This is a genomic window from Candidatus Neomarinimicrobiota bacterium, assembly GCA_016784545.1.
In the GTDB taxonomy this organism is placed as follows: Bacteria; Fidelibacterota; UBA8477; order UBA8477; family JABMPR01; genus JABMPR01.
In genome coordinates, this window is record JADHUM010000018.1 from 1 (window position 1) to 18,521 (window position 18,521).

Below are 18,521 nucleotides of genomic sequence, written 5' to 3' on the forward strand. Positions count from 1 at the left end.
TGCGATCATATAGACTTTTGTGAGTGTGAAGCATCTGTACCTCCGGGTTAAATCAAAACGGCTTCCGGTTACCCAAACTTAATTTAGGCACCCGAAAGCCGTCCTGAAGGACTAACCTACCGGAAGTACTTCCTTATTTCAGATATAGCATCTTTATTGTCTGTGATTGCATCCCCGCTTGCATCCTGCACAGATACACTCCCGTTTCCACCGTCTGACCCTTTTGATCCATGCCATCCCAGAGAATGCGATGATATCCTGCAGATAGTGCACCAGAACTTAGAACTTTCGCTAGCTCTCCCTCAAGATTAAAAATCTCAAAGCTAGGCTGGCTTGATTCATAAAGTGCAAATCTGATCGTTGTCATCGAGTTGAAAGGATTAGGATAATTCTGTTGGATTTTAAAATTTGGAATTCCGGGACGATCTTCATAGACCTCCAAAGGACTGAAGCTGGACTCATCTTGCATGAGGTGGTAGAGATAAACCTGTCCCACGGAAGCGTACCAGATATCTTCACGGTTACTCACATACTCCAAGTGAGACCAGATGTAGTCATAGCCCCATATGTTTTCTTGGGCGAGTACATGGGGATGACACATCAAATGATACACCCCATTCATCCCATATGCAGTATCAAAGCCGGCATTTAAATCTTCCAGGTCAGTGGTCCCTTCCCAGAACGGTCCAACCTCCCGTGACATACCGACACTCCCATAAAAAGAGCGATCATCTACCCATTCTGAAAAAGTGTATGTGCCTGAGGTATACATACGACTCACCAGATACTGATTGGAAGCGACTGAGGCATCGATATCGTCATCGTATTCTCCATAGGGAGCGATCCAGGTGTATACATATTCCTGGTCACCTTTTCTGAAGGTATCCGGCAAATCCAGATTCTCAATGATATCGAATTTGGAGCCTGAGACTTCGTAGTCCGTATCGCTATAGGGCGAATGTGGGTGATTGCGACTGTGGGAGGCAGCCTCAACCAGACCCAGATCAAGTTGTTCCTGGATATGTTGCCAGGTAGTTGCATTGCAACCCTCACTGATAATCCCCACTGAAAGCCAAAGGTTATAGTCCCTAAACACTGAAACAGCATAGGGGAAGTGGCCATCAAACCAATCGGCCCAGTCATCTGCAGAACAAGTCACGACAGCCGTCCGGTTATCGTAATAAACCGCAATACCCAGGTAATCGACTGAGACAATCGTATTGCTAGCATCTTCAATTTTTAGAAAGAGGCTGTCACTATCGTCTGCCAGCGTGACAGAGACATACGCCATGTCCGCAAGATCATCATAGCGGAAGACTTCCACTCCGTTAAATGAACTTCCAGCCGCTCTTTCAGGAACTTCAGACCAAGGATCTTCCACTGAATAGCGTTTAAAAGCCCTCAGGGAGCTCACAGTGGAAGGAACAGAGAATTGATAGGTGAGAGGATAGGATAGGCCATAATCCTGGTGTATGGTCGAATCTACTTTAATGGTGACACTTTGATCAGAATTGATAGTACAAATCAACTTTTGCTGAGCCTGGACAGATAGAGCCAGGGCAATACAGATTAAGAAATAGAGTAATTGATTTAATTTCATTCCGGATTAAGCTTTCTATTTAATTCTTCCAACAATGGGGTAGACCCGTCTTCAAAATAATCTCCGACAATGGTCCAGATGATGATACCTCGAGCACCCGTATCATTGATATAATCAGCCTTGAGCCCGATGGATTCAGGATCATCATAGGACACCAAGATTCGCTCTTTTTTATTGATCAGATAGGGGACATTTGCTTTCGAATCCCACTGTCTCTTAAACCCTTTTGGATTATTAACTATCATCTGATAATCAGCAAATCCTTCTGGGTGAAAGTAGGTGCTGGCTCCCGTATGGCTCCCAAAGAGTTTTTTGCATCCTGCAAACGTGCGTCCATAGAAAGCTGCCCCAACATTAAGCTTATCAGCAGGGATTCCATATTCCTCATGGTATAGCTTAAAGGCAGCATCCAAAGTTGCTGTAGCTGCACCGGCTGCGGGTTGATAGAGTGGTGAATTATGATTGCTGATGGGGTTCCAAGCGCCATTGAAATCATAGGTCATAATATTTATAAAATCTAAAATTTCTGATATGGCTACCGCATCAAAACCCTTCGCAACGTTGGGAGAGGCCGGTGCGGCAAAGGACATGGGATAATAGCGTTTTGTCAGCTTACTGTGTGCATCCAGACTGTCGCGAACAGTTTGTAACAATAGGGTGAAGTTTTCCTTATCAGCTGGTGTGCCGTTATGAGCTTCCAGACCAGGATACTCCCAGTCAATATCGATCCCATGAAATCCATATTTCTTGATGACATCAACACAATTCTGGGCGAAACGAGATCGGCGACTCTCAGCAGCGGCCACATGGGGAAAGTTGCCACTATCTTCCCAGCCGCCAATGGAGAGCATCACCTGCACATCATTTTTTTCAGCATAATCGATCAGAGAGGTGTTGGGAAGGGCTTCTCCGGTTTTTTGATCAATGAGATCGTGGAGCAAATATTTATCAGCTTCAGGCGCAAGACCAACCAGGTCACCTGCAGGCGTCGGATAAAAGAATGCGTAATTTATAATAGTTAATTTGTTATAGGGGATGCTGGCCTGAGTTACCAGGTGATCACGCTCCATAAATCGCCAGGAAGGATAGTATCCAATAATGTCCTTTGAATGTGCTGAGGATAAACCAATCACCAGTCCCAAAACCAGGTTTAAAACCGAAACAAGTTTCATATCACCCCTCAATTTTTGATTTAAGTCCATGTGGAACGTGAGATACCGAACCACGTCGCCCAATCTAGCCCATAATAACAGTCACGACATTATGAGAACCCTCTGGCATAGCCGGAATGGATCCATGATGCAATTTCCCATTTAGGGTCAATTCTTTGATACCCTTGCTCACACGATCAGGGTTGCTCACCTGAATGTCAAAGTTGGCCCCTCTCCATTTTCGCGTAAGACCGAATGCGTCCCAATCTCTGGGGATACAGGGATCAATAACCAGCCCTTCAAAGGTCGTGCGGACTCCCAATATCCATTGCGAGACAGCCACATAAAACCAGCTGGCAGATCCCGTAAGCCAGGGGTGCCGGGCTTGACCATGAGCACTATGTTTCTCACCCATGATAAATTGACAATATGAATAAGGCTCAGCCTCTCGGGTCTCAATCTTATCGTTCTGGTTATAGGGTAGTATGGCATCATAATATTTCATGGCGCGGTCCCCATTGCCCAACATGCAATCTGCGATGATCGCCCAAGGGTTCGAATGGCTAAAGATGGATGCGTTTTCTTTGATGCCAGGATAGACCCGGGTAACATAGCCAACACCATCATCAGGACTTGTGTAGGCCGGCCAAACGAGATGATTGCCATATTCCGAGTAGAGGTGATTCTCGATGGCATCGGTACACAGTTCAGCTCGTTCCCCGGATGCCACACCTGAAACCACTGCCCAGCTCTGAGCATTAAGGAAAACCTTCCCCTCAGGATTCTCATTGGTGCCAATCTTTTCGCCATTAGCAGTAAAACCACGAATATACCAACTTCCATCCCACAAGGTACTCTCGCAGCTGGCTTTTACAGTGTCAGCAATCTGGCTATATTTTAGCACATCATCTTGTTTGTCAAGACTCCTGGCCGCGTCGATAAAATATTGGAGAGCCCAGAAATGCATGAATGAGACCATGGCACTCTGACCACCACCGAGGTTAAGGCAATCATTCCAATCGGCTCGAAGACCTTGACAAATCCCATTTGAACCGATGTACTCAGTAGAAAAATCTAGTGTGCGCTTCAGATGGCCGTAAACGGTATCTTCCCCAGCATCTGCATAGGGAACGCGTTGGTTAAAGAAATCAAGATCACCAGTCTCAGAGACATATTCACAGACTGTGGTTACCAACCAGAGTGAATCATCCGAGCAGACGTCCTCAATCCCATGAACAATATCAGCAGGTGAGGCGCTTGGCACCACGGTAGGCAGTTTCACACCAGGGAGCTTGTCTTCTTTTGGTTTAAACACATCAGGATCAAAAAGATGGATTCCATAGCCCTGGTTTGACTGAGCATGAAGTAGCTCAAGAATGCGTTGTTTGCTCATTTCGGGGTTGGTATGAACGACACCAAGTATATCCTGGGATGTATCCCGGTACCCTAATCCAGTTCGGCCGCCTACCTCAATAAAGGAAGCAAATCTAGACCAAACCACACAAGTTTCTGCTTGATACAGATTCCAGGTATTCATCATCGTGTTTAAACCCTGATGTGGGGTCCTGCATTGCAGCTGTGAGGTTTTGGTATCCCAGTATTTCTTTAGATCATCAAAGGCTTTATCAACCTGGGCCATATCGCTGTACTTCTTGCGAATGCGCTTGCCTTGCTCTTCTCGTGAGCCAACGCCCAGCATAAAAACCAGGCGTTTACTTTCACCAGGTTGAAGGGTAATGCGTTTGTGCAAAGATCCACAGTGATTCCCCCCAAGCTCAGATCGATTGTCACAAGAACCATTTTCGACAGCTACAGGGTTGGTCTCAGTTCTATAATTTCCAATAAAGCTATCACGATGGCTATTATAGGAATCAGGCTCAAAATTGGCGGTGAAAAAATGGTAGGTCCAGGGTTCATAGAAGAAGTCAAACTCGATAACCGCATCCTGATAGCTGGAACCACTCGCATAGAGGCTCATCTGCAAGTTTTGATTATCGATCTCAATGTGGTGATTTGAAAATTCTAGATATGAAAATGCACTGAGTTGGCGAACGCTATCACCGGTATTGGTAATTTTGACATCCCAGAGCTCAACATCCTCACCCAAGGGAATCATCATCAACTTCTCAAGGTGAATATTGGAATACTCGCAGGAGAATTTCGAATAGGACAAGCCATGCCGAACTTGATAGCTCGCTTCGGATAGATCCTTACCTACTGGTTGCCAGGAGGCAGACCAATAGTCTCCAGATTCATCATCACGGAGATAAAGGTAATGCCCGGGACGATCTAAGGGTACACCATTGGGGCGAAAGCGGGTGATGCGTCCGTGCTCAGCAGATTTATAGAATGAATAACCACCTGAGTTATGTGATAGCACTGTACACATATCTTCTAGGCCCAAGTAATTGGTCCAAGAAACCGGAATATCCGGTCTTTCGATTACATATTCGCGTTTCTCTTCATCGAAATAGCCGTATCGCATGTCATCTCCAGAGTACTAAGTATACATTTCATTATTCCTCGGACCGCCACGGGGTTATACTCATGGCGAGGCATATGCCGCAAGAGGGAGTCTTCGAGTCCGCGTGTATAAAAGTATTCAGAACTCTATTTATTTCCCAGTAAATTCTGAGGATGAACTAACTAAATGTTGATTTTTATTGATATCCGATGCATATTGTTGGCACGCAAACAGTTATAATATATTGTATCTAAAGAACTTATAGAACTATTATGAAAGATATGGCGAGAGTTTGAATGAATAATAATAGAGTCCAATCATCTGATTTTCGGTTGATACGCAATATTAATGATCGTATCGTGCTCAATATCATTCTGGAAAATGAAGCTATATCTGGAGCTGATCTAGCCCGGCAGTCGGGACTGCAACCTTCCACTATATCTAATATATTAAAGGGCTTAAAGGCGAGAGACCTGGTAAACAACCTGGGAAAGGGAACCTCCACTTTCAAGGGTGGGAAGCGTCCATTCCTGTGGGAGATCAATAGTGATGCAGCCTATGCTATTGGCCTGGATGTCGAAATCGGCCAGGTGGCTATAACCATGCTAGGCTTGAATGGGAGTGTTAAGAATAAGAAGATATACGCCACGGAGAATATCAGTAATCCCGAAGAGCTGTCACAGCATTTGCTTGTTAGCTTTCAGGATTTCATTGCTGAATCTGGTGTGGGTATTGATAAAATTCTCGGCGCTGGAATAGCTGTCGCCGGTATTGTGAACCGCGATACCGGAGAAGTCATGATGACGGATATCATCCCTCAAATGAATTTCTCATTAACCCAGGAATTACAGAAGAAGTATCAATTTCCAGTGATTGCAGAGAACAATGCCAACGCCAGTGCAATAGGATCAAAGATTGTCGGTACCGCTCGCGGTGAACGGAACCTCATGACCGTATTGGTGAAGGTAGATGCCCATGTTAGTGGTATCGGAATTGGTCTAGTTCTCAATGGAGAGTTATATCATGGAAGCAATTTTTGCTCTGGAGAAGTCACCCCTGAATATCCACCTATGTACAATATGCTCAGCCGGTTAAGAGATCATTTTAGCAAAGGAAAAATCTTAAAGAAATACCTAAATAAGATCGAGGATCTGAATATTCGACTACTCATCGATGCGGCCAACCAAGGTGACGTTCTCGCCAACCATTATTTCAATTTGCTGGGCCGAATGATTGGAAGTTCCATTGCAAAACACATTGCCATGATCAATCCAGCCAAGGTGATCATCACCGGTGATGTTGCTGAGGTTGGAGATCTGATTCTTAATCCTATCAAGGAATTGGTTGAATATGAACTGGTATCAATCAGTAAAAAGGATCTGAATATTGTAGCCAGCCGTAGTGGTCGATATTCTGTAGCTGTTGGCGCTGCATCCATCATCCTTGATGAGTTCTTGAAAATCCCTGCCCTGCCCAATAATCGCATCGTAAACCTCTCTCAAACACAGTAAAAAAGTAGTCCCCAAAAGATCAATCTTAAAAAAAATGACAGGAATTGCGATATTTTAGTATATTTCTATTGAAAACAAACTAACTGATTGTATCTTCAGCCAATAATTACGGAATGGAACAAATGTACGAACATCTTAGGAATAGATTCTTGAAGAAGTTTGATTCAAAACAAAAGAAGACCTCATGGCTACTGGCCATCATGCTATTGTGTTCGACCATGGTTACGACCCATGCAGGTGTGACAGGCAAAATCTCTGGCAAGATTACTGACACCGAAACTGGTGAGCCAATGATTGGTGTTAACGTTATCATCGACGGCACCATGTTTGGGGCGGCTACTGATCTGGAAGGTCATTATACGATTCTTCGTATTCCACCGGGCACCTACTCAATTACAGCTACGACAATTGGCTATTCTGAAATAACAGTCACTGAAGTCAGGGTGTCCATCGATCAAACCGCTCGTATCGATATCCTCATGAGTTCGGCAGCCATTCTAGGGGACGTGGTCACCGTCACAGCCACGCGACCTGTGGTTCAGCCAGATGTTGCAACCAGTGTTACATCGCTTCGGGGCCGTGAGATTCAAGAGCTACCCGTATCCAACGTTACCAGTGCCATTGCCTTACAAGCCGGAATCGAAGATGGTTTGGTTATACGTGGTGGCGGAGCCGAAGAATTACTATTCCAGGTCGATGATGTTACTCTTAGAGACGCCCGCAACAATCAACCCATCACCGGAATACCCATGAGTTCAATCCTGGAACTCTCCATTGAGCGTGGCGGGTTTAACGCAGAATATGGGCAAGTAAGAACGGGTTTAGTAAATATCGTTACCAAAGAGGGCAGCACAGATCATTATGAAAGTACGATGACTGTAAAATATAGTCCTGCTTCTCCAAAACATTTTGGCATGTCCCCCTATGACGAAGGCTCAATGTGGATGCGCCCATATCTTGATGAAGATGTCGCCTGGACTGGGACTGATAATGGTGCTTGGGACATTTATACGCGAAATCAATATCCCGATTTTACTGGCTGGAACGCCATCTCGGAACAGCTCCTCTCAGATACCGACCCATCGAATGATCTCTCGCCCCTGGCTGCACAGAAGCTTTTTATTTGGCAACATCGCCGAACGCCAAGCACTGATCAAATCGATCACAATATCGATGCGGGATTTGGAGGACCAGTTCCATTTTTGGGTCATAGGGGATTCAGCTTTTATGTCTCTTATCGCTCACAAAGAGAGATGTTAATGATTCCTTTGTCACTGGACGACTATGTTGATCATGATGTTATGCTTTCGGTTACTGCAGATGTAAGCCCAGGAATAAACATCAGATATATTGGTATGTTGGGTCAAAGTGCAAATGTCGCTCAGAATTACGATGAGGCCAATGGTACGACCACCTCCTTTTTAAGATCCCCATGGCAAATAGCCAATCGAACCAGCGACTCTCAGATTAGCGCCAGAGTATTTACGCCCTCTTTCTATAGTGTAGCAACACTCAAACATCAATTGAATGCTCTGACACTAACCCATACCCTCAGTGCAAAAACTTATTACGCCGCCAGTATGGAACAAATCAGCAGAAGTTATCTCACCGGACCTATATCGCAGCGCGACACAACCCGGAGCAATGAGATAGTACCGGGTTATTTTGTAGATGAAGCCCCCTTTGGGTTTAGCGGATTACCCAATGTAGGTATTGGTAATGAGGCAACCGATTTCTTCTTTGGAGGCCACACAGCCACCTCGCGGGATAGCTCAGTTACAACATCCACAACCATAAAATTTGATTTGACCAGCCAACTCAATTTTCAGAATCTCGTCAAAACCGGATTTGAGCTGACTTACAGCGATTTGGACTTGAGCTATGGCTTTGTCAAAGAACTTTTCCCAGATGGGAATAACTATGTCAAAACTCAGAACAACCCCATCCGAGCTGCCGCATATATTCAGGATAAATATGAAGTTCGTGAATTTATTTTAAACATTGGTTTGCGGGCAGATTATAGTAATGCCAACCGAGCCTGGCCTTCACTCATTCCCTTTTCAGATGAATGGAAAGAATATGCTTCACCGAGCTATAACTCTGATTCCTCTTATACGAGCAGTGATGCAAAATCTCGCTTCAACCTGAGCCCCCGTCTAGCGATTTCACACCCCATCACCAAGGAGTCCAAACTCTTCTTCAATTATGGACACTTCCAGCAGTTACCCACTTATGAGGAAATGTTTAGAATGGGTCGTGGTAGCCTTGGCCAGTTGGAGAATATCGGTGATCCTGAGCTATTCCTCGAGCGCACAGTATCCTATGAGTTGGGATTTGATTATTCATTTATGAATCAATACCTATTCCAGGTAGCTGGATTTTACCATGATATAATTGACCAACAGGATTTCACAGATTTTTTCAGCCGAGATGGTATCCAGGTTCGAGCTGCCAACAACAATAGCTACGAAGACATACGCGGTCTTGAATTCTCCGCCAGGAAAACGAAGGGCGATTGGGTGACGGGTTTTCTCAATTACACCTATCAGGTTTCTACATCAGGAAGATTTGGTAAGGCAGAGATTCACGAAAATCCGACAGACCAACGTCATTATGATGAGAATACGGCCAACCTGTACCAGTCCAAACCGATTCCTCAGCCTTATGGCCGAGCCAGTGTGACCTTTCATACACCTCGTACTTTTGGACCCAAAATTATGGGTATCAATCCTGCTGGTAGCTGGGCTTTGAATCTTTTAGGCTATTGGAAAGCAGGTCAGCAACTCAAAGTCACGGGTACCTATCCTGGTGCAAAACAAGGGGCCGGAACTTATCTGAAGTATCGCAATCTACACAATCTAGTGATTCGTCTAAAGAAAAACACCTACATCCAGGATAGAAATATCAGCTTTTTTGTAGAGGTCAATAATGCCCTGAATACAAAGAGTCTATCCTTAGTTGGTTTTCAAGACTTCCATGACCAACTCTCATATTTCACCTCATTGCATCTTCCCAAAAGCCGTGATTATCAAAATATAGTTGGCGACGATTTGATTGGTGATTACCGTGATTTGGACGTTGATTTTCAGCCCATTGAACAACAGGGCTTGATCAATGGAATCGCTGATCGTGGCAATGACGGTGCCATTTATTATGGTAGGCTAGATGATGGTGAAATCGTGCACGATGCAGATTATTGGGAATACATCGGTGAGGGTGACGAGGCTCAATGGTCCCAGGTCAGCAAATCTCGGATGGATAAAATTCTGGATGAAAAAGCCTATATCGATATGCCCAATCAAACTTCCTTTAATTTCTTAAATCCTCGACAAATCTTTTTTGGGATTCAATTAACATTTTGAGTGAGAGACTGTACACAGCGCAGGTCTGTTCCAATAGTGAAAGAAAATATTTTATGAATAGCTCAGGCATCAACATGAAACATCTACGCAAACTGCTGATTGCTCTCGCAATATTTTCCTTGAGTATTTCGCTTTTTGCTCAGCCAAGCGGGCTCGAGGTGAAATGGTTCAGAGTAGGGAACTTGCACAGTTGGTATTCAAGTTTGGGATGTGAGCTGGAAGCTCGCGGACCACTGGGTGATCAGATGGAAGGCTTGAACTGGCCAGCCCAATATGGTCGCTATGATAATCAAGCCGCCAAATCAATGTGGATCGGCACCACTGATTATGTTGACCCGACCTACAATGACACACCTTTTCCTTATAAAGTGGTGGTGGCCGGAACCAGGACAGCTGATCCACTGCGCATGATCATGCCCATAGAATTCAGTATGATCGGAAAATTTGATCACCCTCTAGTGATCGTCGATGGTAATCCAGGTACAGATATGGATTATGGTGATATAGTTGATGTTGTTGATCCTGACATCAGCGCTGATAGAATCATAATCAATAAAGTAAACTCATCAATTGGAATTACCGTCACGAGAACCCTATCAGCTTATTCACAACAGAATAACGACAACTATTTTATTTATGATTATGTCTTTGAAAATACTGGAATCATTGATCTTGATGGCACCGTAGTAGAGAAAACACTCACGGATGTGGTGTTTCATTTTCAATCTCGCTATGCCTTTGGTTGGGTCCCTTTCGAGGAAGATTGGTACCCTTCAAATAACATTACTTGGGGACGAAACAGTGTAAATCATACCATCTTTGAGGATCCTGATAATGGCGATCCCATGCGCGCAACATATGTTTGGTATGGACCTCATTCCCAATCAATTCATGGATGCGATGCCGATTGGGGTTTACCTCATCCTACAGAAGGGCGAGCTCTGGGACATCCGGCATACACCGGGGTTGTCGTGTTGCATGCTGATGGTAGTGCCGATGACGAGAGTGATGATCTGAGCCAGCCATCCACCACAGCCCATCTTGGGTCTGACGGGGACAACTTGTCATTCGATCAATATGTACCCAGCGTTATGGCTACCTATTATGAGAATATGACCAAGGGCCATCCCGAGATGTCAATTTGGGAGGAAATGCAATCCAGTGGTATCAGTTGTGGTGATCAATACGGCGGTGATCCAGGTGGCTATTCACCAGCTCAAGGTTATGGACCCTATACCCTTGCCCCTGGTGATAATATTCACATCGTTTTTGCAGAAGCCGTTGCCGGAATTGATTATCAAAAGAGTACCCTTGTTGGAAACACTTGGTTCAATGATGCTGGTCCCTTTGACTTGCCTGGAAGCGGGACCACCACCGACCGTAATGAGTACAAGCGCCAGTGGGTACAGACCGGTGAAGATTCGCTGATGCAGACTTTTCGGCGTGCGAAAGACACCTATGACAACAATTATGTCATCGACCAACCCCCACCACCACCCAGTGAATTTCTGATCAACTCCGGTGGTGATAGAATTATCCTGAATTGGAATCAACAAGCTGAGCTGGATGACAATTTTTCAGGGTATCAGGTCTATCGAGCTGAAGGCAAGCCAGATGCTTTTTTTGAGCAGATCTATGAATGCGGTCCCGGCACAGATAAAGCTCAAGTCGTCAATCAATTTGAGGATGTGACTGCCCGGAGGGGTTTTGACTATTATTACTATGTGCTCAGTGTAGGGAGCAATGGCTTGGTGAGTAGTAAATTCTACACCATGACCAATACACCCGCTTATTTGAGAAGACCTGCAGCCGAATCATTCACTGCCCTTAGAATTGTCCCAAACCCCTACCACATCAAGGCCCGAAGTCTTCAGTTCAATGCCTCCGATCGCTTGGCCTTTTATGGCCTCCCAGGATTTTGCACGATCCGGATTTATACTGAAAGAGGGGATCTGATAAAAACAATTGAACACGAGGATGGCAGTGGAGATGAGTTGTGGAACTCAACCACAGCTGCCCGCCAACTGGTGGTTAGCGGATTGTACATAGCCCATTTTGAGGTCACCCGAAAAATTAGCGATGAGGAAACAGGCGAAGTCCTCTATCGAAAAGGTGATCAAACCATTAGAAAATTTGTGGTGATCCGATGATAAAGAATTTCTCCCGGACCCTTGAGGCATCCATGAAAAATAGTTTCAATCATCGACTAATATCAGGGCTTATTATGCTCTGCCTTCTTGCGCCCCTCATGACCTGTGACCTTGTCACACCTGAGGAATTTGCAGAAGGTGAGACAAGTATCTCTACCTTTGACGATCGAGCCTGTGAGTTTCTTTCCCGCGAGCTTCACCCACTAGACACTATTTATAGCGCTCAGGATACCAGCGTGGTTGTGGATACCCTCTATTTAGAATTAAATGCTAAAATGGATTCATTCACCATATTGCTGGATTCTCTGCTCTCCGATACGGTGTTTACAGAAACATCCACATTTGCGAGTTTATACGACTCCATTGCCAATCAGCTGGATGCGGTGGTCCTGGATACCACGAATTTAGTGAACTACGGTGGGAACTCAGTATACCTACACTTCCCAAGCGCTATTTCTGGCGAGGCCACGGTCTTTGTAAGTTGGGCATTTGATAAGAATAATGTCAGTGATTATGTCAGTATTGATCTCATCGACAGAGATGGAAACCTCGCGAATATTGCTTCCCAGGATATGCCTCTGGCCATCGTTTCGGGCTGTACCCAGGAGTATGTGGCCGACTTTGCCACAGCAGAAATCGCCAACACTCCCGTGGTCAAGACTCGTACCACTTTTGATCTTGAGGCAATTCCATATTTAGTGCAGGTCAAGGTGACCAAGTTTATCGATGGGACCTCGAGGGTTCCCCTTCGCATAACCCTTCTTCAGAATGATTAGATCGGAGCCCCAAGTCAATGAATTATAGAGATCAGATCCGGGCTTACACAGGAAGCTTGAGGATGCTTAACCAACCCGGCTTAGGCACAGTCATCATTTTGATTCTAATGCTTTGTCTAAATTCGCAAGGCTTAGCCCAAACTAATGAAAAGGATGCTCAAACTGGCTTCCAGTTTATGAGCGTGAATTCTGATGCGCGAGCAGCAGCCATGGCTGAAGCAGTTACAACCATTGCAGGCTCACCTACGGCACTCTTTTTTAATCCCGCTGGGATGGCACGCACGACGACACAGTTCGACGCCAGCTTCAACATCAATCAATGGATAGCAAATATTCAACACAATTCCGTCGGCATTCTTTATAGCCCAAAAGATGGAAAGTATGGTGTGTTTGGTTTGAGTTTGATGTCGGTGGATTATGGGACCCTCCAGGGAACCATGGTTTGGCCTAATGCAATGGGCTATATCGACACCGAAGAGTTCTCCCCATCCGCATTTTCCTTGGGTCTGGGTTACGCCAGGGCGCTTACAGATAAATTCGCTGTGGGTGTTCATCTAAAAAATGCCTCCTCAGCGCTAGGGCAGAGTACCATCCTCAAAGAAGATTCCACATTTGCCACCACTAAAAATGTTGCCAGTGCTTTGGCGGTAGATTTCGGAACCCTGTTTAATACAGGAATAAGAAATTTGGTTGTGGGTATGTCGGTGAAGAATTTTTCCCAGGAAATCACCTACGCCAATGGTGAAGAAAACTTCCAACTTCCCTTAACATTCACCTTGGGGATTTCCATGGAGCTTTTTGAAATGATGGGTATGGAATCTAACCAGGCCGTCCATCTGGCACTGGATGCAACCCATCCTCGATCTCACCCTGAGCAATTCAAGTTTGGTCTTGAATATCAACCGCTAAAAATGCTCGCTTTCAGATCGGGCTATATCATGAATAATGATGAAGACGGATTCACTTTTGGCTTAGGCGTGAACTACTCAGGTTTTGCTTTCGATTATGCCCTCACGCCATTTGGTAGATTTGATAATGTACAAAGATTTTCCCTCAGGATCGCGTTATGATGAAAAGGGTAACAGGCTCAATGCGCATTAAGAATTTAAGCAATATGAAAAGACTTCTTCTGGTGACACTGGTGGGCATATTGATGTTCGCCTGTGAGGAATATCCCGAAATTGATCTTTTAACTTATGACGACCAAGTGATTGGAACGGATCCAGTTATCCTCGATATCACGCCCCCGGCGGCGACTGCTTTTGCTGCCTATACAATTATTACCATAAGTGGAGAACACTTTTCACCAGACAGTGGGGGAAACACGGTCTATTTCAGTGGTGTTCAGGCCCAGATTCAGAGTGAATCAGAAACTGAAATTGTTGTGCTCGCTCCAGATATTGTGGGTGAAGATCTTGCATTAAACCTTGTTGTTGACGGCGCCTTAAATATTGTCACCGTGCCCTACAGTCTGGCCAATCTCAGCCTGGAATATGGCGGGTTTGGAAATGCTGAAAAGACGCGCTGTATTGCAGTTGATAATGCTGAAAATCTATACGCGATGCTGGATGATAGAACCGTTATCAAGGTCACAGAAACTGGTGAGCGCACCATTTTTGGAACAACCCTAAGCTTTCCCTCAGCCGGTGAGATGAGAGTCGGACCAGGTGGCGCATTATTTATCCAACGGACCAGTCAAAGAAGTATCTACCGTATCGGACCTGATGGGGGTGATGCTGAAGAGCATATCATTTTCCCCGAGAGCGTAGAAGGAAGTAATGTCCGCCTGACTTCCTTTGATTTTGATGCACAGGGAAACATTTATGCCGGAGGGGTCAGTGGTGGACTGGTCGCTCACAATGTGAATGGCAACGTATATGGACTGGGTGATTATTACGATGGCGTTAAAATAAAATCAGTGCGCGTGTACGATGGCTATGTCTATCTGGGACGTGAAGATGGTATTTGGCGCAGTGAGATTCTTAGCGACACTGGCAGTGTTGGAGCCGGTGAATTTATCTTCGATTGGGAAAACTCAGGAACCTTCTCTGCTTCCGATTTAAAATCCATCACCTTTGCCAGCGATGGCGATATGTATATAGGCACAGCGAATACGACGACGACCACCCTCGATCCAATTCTTGTTTTACATCCCGATGGGAGTACTGAAGCCCTCTACCCCGGACAATTGTTACTTCCAGCAGATCATATGGTCTGGGGAAGTGGTGCATTCATGTATGTAAATCGCGCCAATCGAGATGCTGAGTTGAGAAGGATCATCCGTGTTAACCTCTTAAAACCTGGCGCACCCCATTACGGGCGTGGTCTATAAGACTGATGAATTTTTATGAAAAAAACAACCAAGACAACAAATCCAAAGAAGGAGGATTGATTATGCTTAGTAGGTTACAAAAGAAGACAGCTTGGGCTGTTGTACTAAGTTTATTTTGCACCTTGAGCTTTGCTCAAACGACGATTCTGAGTTTTGATGAAACGTCTGCAGACTGGGCCGTGGTGATGGGACATCCCGGTAACACCATTATTCTAGAAGATGATTTTGAGGACTTCGTAGAAGGAGCCGGAAGTATGCAGGTTGATGTTCAGCTGGTAGATCTGGTTGGATGGGGTACCTGGACAGACCTTGGATTTACCTTTCCAGAGGTCCAAGATTTTACTGGCTACAGTGAGATGCGCTTCAAAATGAAGCTTCTCAAAGAACCCACCTCAAACATTCGGTCTATGCAATTTACCTGTGATGTGTTTGAAGCATCAGGTGAACTATGGCGTTATCCTGAAGATATGGATATTTTCTATAGCCCACATACAGACGCTGCTGGATCTGAGTGGTTTGAAGTCGTGATTCCTTTCAGCCGTTTTGCCCAACCTGGTTGGTACTCCACACCGGACAATGGCATTTTTGATCCTGGTGCAATCACTTCATTCAATTTTGGTGTTCATTCAGATAGCTCTGCAGGATTTTTCAACGCTCCCTTTGATACAGTCTCATTTCTTATCGATGATCTGTATTTAGCAAATCCTGTTGAAGATGGCCAAATGCATGCGTTTGATGAGATGGCTGGTGATTGGACAATGGGTGCAGGTAATGAAAATGTTGTTATTCTTCTTGAAGATGATTATGATAACATTTTTGAGGGTGCCTCAGCCATGGCCGTTGAAGTTCAATTTGATGCCCCCTATGCAACCTGGGGAACCTGGACTGATATAGGCTACACATTTGCTACGCCAGTTTCGCTCGGTGCAGCAACAGAGCTAAGATTCAATATAAAAATGCTCAAAATTCCAGTTCGGAAGAATCTGATCTTTACATTCGATTTATTCGATGTTGATGAAAATGAACTCCATCGCTGGGGTGGGGATGCTGAACGTCCCGGTCACTATGGCATCATGGAGCACATCGATATCACTTTCCATGAATGGCGAGAAATTGTAATCCCACTCGATGATATGTTCAGACCATCCTGGTCCACCACATACGATGATGAAATTGCAACTGTTGCTGGGATCGCTTTTGGAATTCATACAACTCAAGAGCAGGTTGATGCCGATTGGAATGCCTGTGTTGATGATACCCTGGGCTTCGTTATTGATAACTTAAGAATGACACATGCTTCTACGGTTGTTGGCATCGATAATGATCTTCCAGAGGTCGTTCAGAATTTCCAACTATCTCAGAACTATCCCAACCCATTCAACCCAACAACGAGCTTCAGCTATGCTCTTCCTAGCAACGAAGAGATCTCAATTGCGGTATATAATATCCGTGGTGAGCTGGTCACAACCCTGGAACAGGGCTATCAGAATGCTGGACGTCATCAGGTGAGTTGGAATGGAACCGATGATGCTGGTAAAATGGTGAGTAGTGGAATCTATATCTACTCTCTTAAATCTGCTTCTCAGAGTGTCTCTAAACAGATGCTATATCTGAAGTAAACCAAAAAGAACTCCTTTGGTTATGCCCCATGTGTTGTTTTTGCATGGGGCATTTTTTTTAATTTGATGAAGAGCCATGCTGTATTCTCACTACCACTAAGGCTGGAAATAGTGTACTTCAGCAATTAGATTCAACTCATTGCCCGGAATTATTGTCCAACATGCAGTTCACTTAAAATTTTATGGAAAGTATTAAATGATAAAGAATTTTTTCAAATCTAAACACCCGGCCACCTGGGTGCCGACACTATACTTTTCTGAAGGTCTACCCTTCGTTGCAACGGCTACCGTTTCGGTTCTCATGTACAAAAGCCTAGGCTTATCTGATGCTCAGATAGCCTTGTTCACAACCCTGGTAATGTGGCCCTGGACCCTTAAACCACTCTGGGGACCAGTTTTGGAAATGTTCAAAACCAAAAAACATTTTGTGGTTGCTACCCAGTTTATTGGTGGCATTGCATTTGGACTATTGGCTCTATCATTACCGCTTGATGGATTTCTGCGCTATTCCCTGGCAATGTTCGTCATTATTGCCTTCAATTCAGCAACCCATGATATTGCGGCGGATGGCGTTTTCATTAACACGCTCTCCCCGGATGAGCAAGCACGCTATGTGGGTTGGCAGGGTGCCTTCTATAATGTGGCAAAAGTACTGTCTCAGGGCGCTCTGGTCTATATTGCAGGAAAACTCGAAGTGACCATTGGTGTCACAGAGGCCTGGATGGTAGTAATGGGCTTATTTGGCATCATCCTCATTCTCATGGCCTTGTATCATTTAAAGATGCTGCCATCTGGAGGTGCTTCAACCAAGGTGCAGAGCTTCGGTGAAGCTTTTCAGACTTTTGGGCTAGTCCTAAAAACTTTTTTCCAGAAAAAAAACATTCTGTGGGGCATCGCATTTATCGTTTTGTTTAGAACTGCTGAAGGTCAACTGACCAAAATAGTCCCCTTATTCATGCGTGCAGCCAGAGAAGACGGTGGACTCGGACTCCTCACTTCCGATATTGGAATTGCTTACGGAATATTTGGTGCTGCCGCCTTTGTAATCGGATCAATATCTGGAGGCTATTATGTGGCAAGGAAGGGTCTAAAGAATTCAATCTTTATACTCGCCATCATCTTTAATCTGCCAGATATAGTCTATGCCTATTTAGCTTACAGCCTGCCTGAAAACTTTGCCGTTATCTGTGCCGCCATCACCATAGAGTGGTTTGGCTATGGCTTTGGGTTTGTCGGTATCATACTTTTCATGATGCAACAAATTGCCCCTGGAAAGTACAAAATGGCTCACTATGCATTTGCTACAGCCGTGATGAATTTGGGGTTTATGCTCCCCTCTATGGTCTCAGGATATATCAGCGATTTTCTGGGGTATAAATATTTCTTCCTCTGGGTCATGGTGGCTACCATTCCCTCATTCTTAGCAGCCTGGTTTGTACCTTTTAATAAGGTGGAAACTGAATAGTCGTTGTTCTAATAGAGTCGCGCTTTGCAGTTAGTACTGTTTTTTAATGGCTAGAATATTGAAGCTCGATAGGTTGGGTGACCTCCTTTGG

At 44.9% G+C, this 18,521-nt stretch carries 11 protein-coding genes; 8 read left to right on the top strand and 3 right to left on the bottom strand.

All coding sequences use genetic code 11. The annotated features are described in order from the left end of the window. Positions 1 to 133 precede the first annotated feature (133 nt). The 3 genes from ISR87_05685 to ISR87_05695 all read right to left on the bottom strand — a co-directional run bounded on the left by ISR87_05685 (position 134) and on the right by ISR87_05695 (position 5,236). Positions 134 to 1,600 carry a T9SS type A sorting domain-containing protein gene (locus ISR87_05685; protein MBL7024929.1) on the bottom strand — a complete coding sequence of 489 codons (1,467 nt, stop codon included), beginning with the start codon at positions 1,598 to 1,600 and terminating at the stop codon, positions 134 to 136. Further along, positions 1,597 to 2,772 (bottom strand): glycoside hydrolase family 18 protein, encoded by a 1,176-nt coding sequence (locus ISR87_05690; protein ID MBL7024930.1) that lies wholly within the window; start codon positions 2,770 to 2,772, stop codon positions 1,597 to 1,599. Before ISR87_05690 ends, ISR87_05685 begins: the two co-directional genes overlap by 4 nt. A gap of 64 nt (positions 2,773 to 2,836) precedes the next feature. Beyond that, complete coding sequence (locus ISR87_05695; protein MBL7024931.1) at positions 2,837 to 5,236, bottom strand: N,N'-diacetylchitobiose phosphorylase; 2,400 nt, start codon at positions 5,234 to 5,236, stop codon at positions 2,837 to 2,839. A 275-nt stretch (positions 5,237 to 5,511) separates the two neighbouring features. Here ISR87_05695 and ISR87_05700 point away from each other — a divergent pair, with 275 nt between their 5' ends. The 8 genes from ISR87_05700 (at position 5,512) to ISR87_05735 (ending at position 18,430) form a co-directional block, all read left to right on the top strand. Continuing rightward, the gene (locus ISR87_05700; protein ID MBL7024932.1) at positions 5,512 to 6,726 is read left to right on the top strand and encodes an ROK family transcriptional regulator; all 1,215 of its coding nucleotides are present in this window, start codon (positions 5,512 to 5,514) and stop codon (positions 6,724 to 6,726) included. A 149-nt stretch (positions 6,727 to 6,875) separates the two neighbouring features. Continuing rightward, the gene (locus ISR87_05705; protein ID MBL7024933.1) at positions 6,876 to 10,088 is read left to right on the top strand and encodes a TonB-dependent receptor; all 3,213 of its coding nucleotides are present in this window, start codon (positions 6,876 to 6,878) and stop codon (positions 10,086 to 10,088) included. A 53-nt stretch (positions 10,089 to 10,141) separates the two neighbouring features. Further along, positions 10,142 to 12,238: a hypothetical protein gene (locus ISR87_05710; protein MBL7024934.1), complete on the top strand. Its 2,097-nt coding sequence runs from the start codon at positions 10,142 to 10,144 to the stop codon at positions 12,236 to 12,238. After that, positions 12,235 to 13,014, top strand: a complete 780-nt coding sequence (locus tag ISR87_05715) for a hypothetical protein (GenBank protein ID MBL7024935.1) — start codon at positions 12,235 to 12,237, stop codon at positions 13,012 to 13,014. The genes ISR87_05710 and ISR87_05715 overlap by 4 nt, the downstream gene beginning before the upstream one ends. A 176-nt stretch (positions 13,015 to 13,190) precedes the next feature. Then, positions 13,191 to 14,084, top strand: coding sequence for a PorV/PorQ family protein (locus tag ISR87_05720; GenBank protein MBL7024936.1), 894 nt, complete (start codon positions 13,191 to 13,193; stop codon positions 14,082 to 14,084). Beyond that, positions 14,081 to 15,346: an IPT/TIG domain-containing protein gene (locus ISR87_05725; protein MBL7024937.1), complete on the top strand. Its 1,266-nt coding sequence runs from the start codon at positions 14,081 to 14,083 to the stop codon at positions 15,344 to 15,346. The genes ISR87_05720 and ISR87_05725 overlap by 4 nt, the downstream gene beginning before the upstream one ends. Positions 15,347 to 15,408: 62 nt before the next feature. Continuing rightward, on the top strand, positions 15,409 to 16,965 hold the full coding sequence (locus ISR87_05730) for a T9SS type A sorting domain-containing protein (protein ID MBL7024938.1): 1,557 nt from the start codon (positions 15,409 to 15,411) through the stop codon (positions 16,963 to 16,965). A gap of 196 nt (positions 16,966 to 17,161) precedes the next feature. After that, positions 17,162 to 18,430, top strand: a complete 1,269-nt coding sequence (locus tag ISR87_05735) for an MFS transporter (GenBank protein MBL7024939.1) — start codon at positions 17,162 to 17,164, stop codon at positions 18,428 to 18,430. Positions 18,431 to 18,521: the final 91 nt, after the last annotated feature.

Coding starts and splice junctions, on each gene's coding strand:
- ISR87_05700 (MBL7024932.1), top strand. CDS start 5,512: ATGAATAATAATAGAGTCCAATCATCTGATTTTCGGTTGATACGCAAT.
- ISR87_05690 (MBL7024930.1), bottom strand. CDS start 2,772: ATGAAACTTGTTTCGGTTTTAAACCTGGTTTTGGGACTGGTGATTGGT.
- ISR87_05715 (MBL7024935.1), top strand. CDS start 12,235: ATGATAAAGAATTTCTCCCGGACCCTTGAGGCATCCATGAAAAATAGT.
- ISR87_05730 (MBL7024938.1), top strand. CDS start 15,409: ATGCTTAGTAGGTTACAAAAGAAGACAGCTTGGGCTGTTGTACTAAGT.
- ISR87_05695 (MBL7024931.1), bottom strand. CDS start 5,236: ATGCGATACGGCTATTTCGATGAAGAGAAACGCGAATATGTAATCGAA.
- ISR87_05735 (MBL7024939.1), top strand. CDS start 17,162: ATGATAAAGAATTTTTTCAAATCTAAACACCCGGCCACCTGGGTGCCG.
- ISR87_05710 (MBL7024934.1), top strand. CDS start 10,142: ATGAATAGCTCAGGCATCAACATGAAACATCTACGCAAACTGCTGATT.
- ISR87_05720 (MBL7024936.1), top strand. CDS start 13,191: ATGAGCGTGAATTCTGATGCGCGAGCAGCAGCCATGGCTGAAGCAGTT.
- ISR87_05725 (MBL7024937.1), top strand. CDS start 14,081: ATGATGAAAAGGGTAACAGGCTCAATGCGCATTAAGAATTTAAGCAAT.
- ISR87_05685 (MBL7024929.1), bottom strand. CDS start 1,600: ATGAAATTAAATCAATTACTCTATTTCTTAATCTGTATTGCCCTGGCT.